General features: G+C 65.4%; 7 protein-coding genes and 1 pseudogene. All 8 read right to left on the bottom strand.

Annotated elements, in window-relative coordinates; translation table 11 throughout:
* Positions 1 to 339, bottom strand: a 339-nt coding sequence (locus tag ACRDUX_RS24755) for a cyanase (protein WP_526417476.1), incomplete at its 3' end; no start/stop codon positions are given.
* A gap of 127 nt (positions 340 to 466) precedes the next feature.
* Positions 467 to 835 (bottom strand): annotated as a pseudogene (locus ACRDUX_RS24750) (glycosyltransferase); the annotation flags it as partial.
* Positions 836 to 1,160: 325 nt separating this feature from the next.
* A complete protein-coding gene (locus ACRDUX_RS24745; protein WP_526417474.1) occupies positions 1,161 to 1,352 on the bottom strand; it encodes a hypothetical protein in 192 nt (63 codons plus the stop codon).
* A 267-nt stretch (positions 1,353 to 1,619) separates the two neighbouring features.
* Entirely contained in the window at positions 1,620 to 1,970 is a 351-nt protein-coding gene (locus ACRDUX_RS24740) for a hypothetical protein (protein ID WP_526417472.1), read from the bottom strand.
* Complete coding sequence (locus ACRDUX_RS24735; protein ID WP_526417470.1) at positions 1,963 to 3,273, bottom strand: glycosyltransferase; 1,311 nt, start codon at positions 3,271 to 3,273, stop codon at positions 1,963 to 1,965. Before ACRDUX_RS24735 ends, ACRDUX_RS24740 begins: the two co-directional genes overlap by 8 nt.
* Positions 3,274 to 3,415: 142 nt before the next feature.
* Positions 3,416 to 4,732: an MFS transporter gene (locus ACRDUX_RS24730; protein WP_526417468.1), complete on the bottom strand. Its 1,317-nt coding sequence runs from the start codon at positions 4,730 to 4,732 to the stop codon at positions 3,416 to 3,418.
* Positions 4,733 to 4,743: 11 nt separating this feature from the next.
* Positions 4,744 to 5,892, bottom strand: coding sequence for a galactonate dehydratase (gene dgoD, locus ACRDUX_RS24725; protein ID WP_526417466.1), 1,149 nt, complete (start codon positions 5,890 to 5,892; stop codon positions 4,744 to 4,746).
* Between the two features lie 38 nt (positions 5,893 to 5,930).
* Positions 5,931 to 6,563, bottom strand: coding sequence for a bifunctional 4-hydroxy-2-oxoglutarate aldolase/2-dehydro-3-deoxy-phosphogluconate aldolase (locus tag ACRDUX_RS24720; protein WP_526417478.1), 633 nt, complete (start codon positions 6,561 to 6,563; stop codon positions 5,931 to 5,933).
* Positions 6,564 to 6,566 lie beyond the last annotated feature (3 nt).

The following is a 6,566-nucleotide window of genomic DNA, read 5'->3' as shown; positions in this document are numbered from 1 at the left end:
CATGATGCCGTCGCCGAACTGCTCGTGGATCAACTCCTTGATCGCTCCGCCGTACACCGAGAGCGCCTCGTAGAACCGATAGATCGTCGGGTCGGTGGGTACCGCCGTCGGCAGACCACCTCGCGTGGGCACCGCGGCGAGCACGGGCACAGCGGCGTCGTCGAGACCGAGCAGCTCGACGAGGACTGCGCCCAACTCTGGCGGGATCGGGTGCTGGCCGAGCAACGCCGAGGTCGTCCACACCACTGGGCGCTCGACCGCGTCGGCGAGTTCCTGCCAGGTGAGGGCCTTGGCGAGCCGGGCCGCGATGATCTGCTGGGTGATCTCTTCTCTCGTCATTCTTCCAAGGATCCGCCGTGGCTGTTTCGCCGGTGTGACGAGGGGTGGCGGTGACGTCGTCGACGAGTGCGGCGATCTCGGCGATTCCGTCGCGGCGCGCGAAGTCCGCCTCCAGTTCGCGGGCGCGGCGCAGATAGCGTCCGTCGCTCAGGACTCGACGAACGGCGCCTCCGATCACCTCGGTGCTGGGTCTGCCCGTCCTGAGGTCGAGGCCCGCCCCCGACCACGCGACGCGGGCGGCAACCTCGGGTTTGTCCTCCGTGCTACCGGCAACGATGAGCGGAACGCCCGTTGACAGCGCGCGCTGGACGGCCCCGTACCCGCCGTTGGCCCGCCGTTGGTGACCATCACGTCGGCCTTCGGGAGCAGGATGTCGTGCGGAATGTATTCGGCGACGCGAGTATTGGATGGCCGTGCGACCGTGATGTCGCGAACGTCCCGCCCGCCGGTCGTCGCGACGACGGTCACGTGATCGCCGCCGAGCGCCTCGATGCACGGCTCGATGAGCCTGCTGAGATCCTCGTTGTCGACGGTGCCCTGGGTGACGTGGACGACGGGCCGATCGCCGTCCAACTCGGACCACCAGTCGGGACGTACGTAGTCGTGGGACGCAAGCGGGTGCACCCGTCCGACGAAGCGGACGTTCGGCGGCAGGTCGCTGCGAGGGTATTCGAAGCTCGGCACGGTCGGCACGATGAACCTGTCCGCGAGCACGCCGACGTCGAGGAGGAACACCGGGAGCCGCGGCGCGCCAATCTCTTTCAGCATCGCATTCGCGACGCGGTGCGACTGCCGGAGCACCACCCTTTGGGAGAAGAGGTTCAGGTGTCCCGGCTCGACAGCATCAGCGGCGTCGGGGTGTAGTCCAGCACGGGAGGCCGGTGTGCCGGGTCTCCAAGCAGGAGCGGGATGACTCCGAAGAAGCCGTAGTCGACGATCATCGCGTCGAACCGGGTGCGGGCCATCGCCGCTGACAGTTCGGCGACCTGATGGCGCATCGGCACCAGGAACATGCGAATGATCGCGAGGTTGAGTGCCTCGATACCCGAGGTGTCACCGCGGGTCGACGAGTCGAACTGCGAATCGTCGAGATCGGCGATCGGTGGCAGCGATGTAGCTCGGCGCCAACCGCTCTGACCGCCGCGGCGTGGACGCCGCCGGTCATCACCGTGACGCGATTGTCGCGGGCCACCAGGTCCGCTGCGACGCCGAGCACGGGGCTGACGTGGCCGGCGGGAGACAGCATTGCGATGAGGATGTCCGACATGTTCTCCTCGCCGTCAGCGGGTGATCGCGAGAGTGCGGTCGTGGGACGGCTCGCGTACGGCGGACGTGAAGAGCACCCGCAGCGTGAAGTCCGGTGCGTCCGGTGGCCGTACCACCGAGGCGAACTGCACCGCAACGGCGTAGGCGTGGGCTTCCCCGCGTACCGCGGTCAGTACGGTGGCGTAGTCCGCAGACGGTGACACACCCTCGAGTTCAATCCAGTCCGACCACGTCGTCTCGGATGCCTCCCGCCAGACGAAGATCGGTGTGTGCGCCGCCTCGGAGCGAAGTTGGCATAGGGCGCACGCGAGGTACCACAGCAGCACTGCCGCCGCGATGACGGGCAGGCACAGTACGTCAGCCACGTTGCACCGCCACACTGTGTTCGGCGATGACTTCGTTGACCAGGTCGGCTATTTCGGCGACTCCATCACGGCGGGCATAGGCGCGTTCCAGGTTCCGTGCGGCGGTGCGGTACGCCGGGTCTGCGAGTACCTCGCGCACCGCTCGTCGCACGGTGCCGGGGCTCGGGGTACCGGTCCGCAGATTGACGCCGACACCGAATCGTTCGACGCGTGCGGCGACCTCGGGCTTGTCTTCGGTGTTGCCTGCGACGATCAGCGGCACCCCGGCCGTCAGCGCCCGCTGCACGGCGCCGTACCCGCCGTTGGTGATCATGACGTCCACCGAGGGGAGCAATATGTCGTGCGGGATGAACTCGGCGACGAACGTGTTGGACGGCAGCGGATGTCGCAACTGCGAGACGGGACGTCCACCGGTGGTGACCACGACGGTGACGTCTTCGTCGGCGAGCGCCTCGATCGTCGGCTCGATCAGCCTGCCCAGCTCGGCGTTGTCAATGGTGCCCTGCGTGACGTGCACGACCGGCCGGTCTGCGGACAGCTCGTTCCACCACGGTGGCGCGACGAAGTCGTGGGTGGGTTCTGGGGTGACCGCGCCGACGAACCGGACGTGCTTGGGTAGGTCGCTACGGTGATATTCGAACTCCGGGATGGTGGGAACGATCAGTCGGTCGGCCAACACGGCCGAGTCGAGCACGAACACCGGAAGTTTCGGTAGGTCCAGCGCCGCCAGCATGGTCGCGGCAGCCTCGTGGGATCCGCGAAGGAGCAACTTCTGGGACGCCACGTTCAGCGCCCGGTTCCGCAGGCGGCCCAGGAGACCCGTACCGGGCGGAAGGCCGGTCCCGCCTGGCGCGGTGTCGCGACTGGAGAGGAACAGCGGCGTCGTCGAGTAGGTCAGGATAGGTGGGCGGGATGTTTTGTCCCCCAAGAGCATCGGTAGTACCCCGAAGAAGAAGGCGTCGACCAGAATGGCGTCGAAGCGGCGTGCGGCCATCAACTCGTCCAGCGCGGCGGCCTGGTGGGGTAGCGGCCGCACGAAGATGTGCTTCACGTCGAAGTTGACGCGCGCGACGCCGGACGTCTCGGCCCGCCCTGGCAGATCGGCGTCGAGCGACGTGTCGTCGTAATCCGCACCGTAGGGCAGTGGGTGTGCAGTGGCGCCCGTGGCGCGGATCTTGTCCGCATGCCGCGCCGACGTCAGGAAGGTGACGTCGTGGCCACGGAGCACCAGGCCGCGGGCCACGTTCAGCAGCGGCGCGACGTGTCCGACGGGTGGGCATGCTGCGATCAGAATCTCTGCCACGGTGTTGGCTCCCTCGTTCGTTCGTACGTTCATCGACGGGAGTCGATGTTTCGCGATCGAGGGGTGTCGAGCTTGGAGGTTGTGTGGAGATCGGGTGGAGATCGCAGGTAGGACCAGGGCCTGCCCTACCGGAGGTGGCCTCTCAAACGGTCGTCGCCGGTGCGTCGAGGCGGTCCGGCACGCGTTCGACGCGTCCCACGAGGAAGACGTAGGAGGCGATGCCGACCGCGGTGACTACCGTCATGTAGGCGAATCCCGGTGCGAAGCTGGCGTCGGTGACGATCAAGCCGATGACTATCGGTGTGGCGATCGACGACAGGTTACCGATGAAGTTGAACATTCCGCCGGTAATGCCGATCAGGCGCATCGGAGCCAGTGCGGACACCAGAGACCACGTTATCGACGCCAATCCATTGCCGAAGAACGCGATCGACAGGAACACGATGACCAGTGCGGTCGAGTCGGTGAAGTTCGCCCCGAGCATGGCGGTGGTGAGCAGCAGCCCCGTCACGATGGGGCCCTTGCGAGCGGCGCCGAGTGAGAACCCCCGTTTGACCAGGAAGTCGGAGAACAACCCGGAGAACAGAACGCCGACCAGCGCGGCAATGAAGGGCAACGAGACAAGGAAGCCGGACTTGATGTAATCCATGCCGCGGTACTCGACGAGATACGTCGGAAACCACGTGAGGAAGAACCAGAGCGTTGAAGTCAGGCAGAACTGGCCGAGATAGATGCCCCACAGTTTGCGGTGCCCGAGGACCGTTGCGAGGTCCGATCGGGTTACGGCGGCACGGGTGGGGTTCTGATCGAGGTCGACGAGTCCGCCACCTTCCCTGATCAACGCGATCTCGGCGTCGTTGGCGCGAGAGTCTCTGGGTTCGCGGTAGTTCAGGTACCAGATGCCGCCCCACACGACGCCGACGACGCCCGTAGCGACGAACACCCAGTGCCAGGACGTGACCGCCTGCAACCAGGACAGGACGGGCGTGAGCAACGCCAGGCCGATGAATTGCCCGGACGTGTAGAACCCGATCACCGAGGCTCGTTCCCGCTCGGGGAACCACGCCGTGGCGACCCGGTTGTTGATGGGGTACGCCGGGGCTTCGAAGGCTCCAACCATCAGCCGCAACACGATGAGGGCAACGAAGCCGCCGATGATCCCCATGAAAACCGTTGCCAAGGACCAGAGTACGAGACAGGCCGGATAGAGGATCCTCGGCGGAACGCGGTCGATCAGCCAACCGCCCGGGATCTGCAGTGCGGCGTAGGTCCACCCGAACGCAGACAGCAGAAGACCCTGCTGTGCCTTGGAGATGTCCAGTTCGGATGCGATCGCCGGCATCGCGATGGAGAGGTTGGCTCGGTCCACGTAGTTGATTACGACCGTGACGAACAACATGACCGCGATGAGCACACGGGCTTTGGTCGCCGGGGTTGCGGTGTTCAGGCTTGCGCTCATGTGGGGCGTCCTCACCATTCTGCAATCGAGCCGTCAGTGTGGCGCCAGACGGGGTTGCGCCATCGATGTCCTTCGGCAGCGCGCTGCGCCACGTAGTCCTCGTTGATCTCGATGCCGAGACCGGGACCTGACGGGATCTTGACGAAGCCGTCGACATACTCGAAAACCGTTGGGTCGACCAGATAGTCGAGCAGATCGTTGGTGGTGTTGTACTGGATTCCAAGGCTCTGCTCCTGAATCGCGGCGTTGTAGCATCCGGCGTCGATCTGCAGGCATGCCGCCAGGGCGATGGGACCGAGTGGACAGTGAAGCGCCAGAGCGACGTCGTAGGCCTCTGCCATGTGCGCGATCTTGCGGGCCTCGGTGATTCCACCGCAGTGCGACGGATCAGGCTGGATGATGTCGACTGCACCACTGCTCAGGACATTCTTGAAATCCCAACGAGAAAACAGTCTTTCGCCAAGGGCGATGGGAATCGGCGATTGCCGCAGCACGTCGAGGAAGCCGTCCAGGTGCTCGGAGAGTATCGGCTCCTCGACGAACATCAGATGGAAAGGCTCCAGTTCCCGCAGGAGAACCTTGGCCATCGGCTTGTGGACGCGTCCGTGGAAGTCGACACCGATGCCGATGTGGGGGCCCACGGCGTCGCGGACCTCTGCGACGTTGGATACGCAGCGCTCGACCTTCTCCCAGCTGTCCAGGTACTGAAGTTCCTCCGTCCCGAGCATTTTCACGGCAGAGAACCCGCGGTCGACGGCATCACGCGCGGCGGCGGCGGTGTCAGCCGGCCGGTCGCCGCCCACCCAGGAGTACACCTTGATGCGGTCACGGACCCTGCCGCCGAGCAGTTCATGGGCGGGCAGGCCGACCGCCTTGCCCTTGATGTCCCAGAGTGCCTGGTCGATGCCGGCCAAGGCGCTCATGTGGATGCCGCCACCGCGGTAGAAGCCGGCGCGGTAGAGAACGTTCCAAAGATCCTCGATCTGCGTGGGATCTTGTCCGATGAGGTAGTCGGAGAGTTCCTCGACTGCCGCCGCAACCGTGGCGGCACGACCTTCCAGTACGGGTTCGCCCCATCCCACCAAGCCGTCGTCGGTCTCGATCTTGAGGAACAGCCACCGTGGGGGTACGGCATAGGTAGTGACGGACGCAATCTTCATGGCGTTACTTCCTTCGTGTTTCAGTTGCTGCGAAGCTGTCAGGAGTCGAGCGACCGCGAATGGGCCCAGATCTCGGCGAACCCGCGAGCCCGGACGCGGACCGTGTCGGGATCGTCGCCTGGGCGGTAGAGGCAGCTGCCGATTCCGGCTCCGCCCGCACCGGCGTCCGCCCACGCCGCCAGGTTGGAGTGGTCGATCCCTCCGACCGGGATCAATTCCGTACCCGCTGGCAGGACGGCCTGAATGGCCTTCATCCCAGTGATTCCGAGGGCTTCGGACGGAAACAACTTGAGATTGCGAGCACCCGCTCTCAGGGCGGTGAATGCCTCGGTCGGCGTGGCGACACCGGGGTAGGGACGCAACCCTCTGGACACCGCCGCCGCGATGACTTCCGGATCCGTGTTGGGCGCGACGATGATCTTGGCGCCTGCGGACTCGGTCCTGACGAGGTCCTCGACCGACAGCACGGTGCCCGCGCCGATGACACACCTGGATCCGACTGCCGTGGCCAGAAGTTCGATCGAACGTAATGGGTTGGGGGAGTTCATCGGCACTTCGATCGCCGTGAAACCCTCTTCGGCCAGTACCGTGCCGACGGCGACGACGTCGGTGGGGGTGATCCCTCGCAGGATGGCGATCAGACCGGTTTCGGTGGCAATGGGGGTGTTCATAGG

It is taken from the genome of Mycobacterium sp. (genome assembly GCF_050701675.1).
GTDB lineage: Bacteria > Actinomycetota > Actinomycetes > Mycobacteriales > Mycobacteriaceae > Mycobacterium.
The sequence above is the reverse complement of the archived record's forward strand: the minus strand, read 5'-3'. Positions and strand labels throughout refer to the sequence as shown.

What these genes read in the sequence shown, in the direction of transcription:
- ACRDUX_RS24720 (WP_526417478.1), bottom strand. Translation starts at nt 6,563, where the DNA reads ATGAACACCCCCATTGCCACCGAAACCGGTCTGATCGCCATCCTGCGA.
- dgoD (WP_526417466.1), bottom strand. Translation starts at nt 5,892, where the DNA reads ATGAAGATTGCGTCCGTCACTACCTATGCCGTACCCCCACGGTGGCTG.
- ACRDUX_RS24730 (WP_526417468.1), bottom strand. Translation starts at nt 4,732, where the DNA reads ATGAGCGCAAGCCTGAACACCGCAACCCCGGCGACCAAAGCCCGTGTG.
- ACRDUX_RS24745 (WP_526417474.1), bottom strand. Translation starts at nt 1,352, where the DNA reads ATGTTCCTGGTGCCGATGCGCCATCAGGTCGCCGAACTGTCAGCGGCG.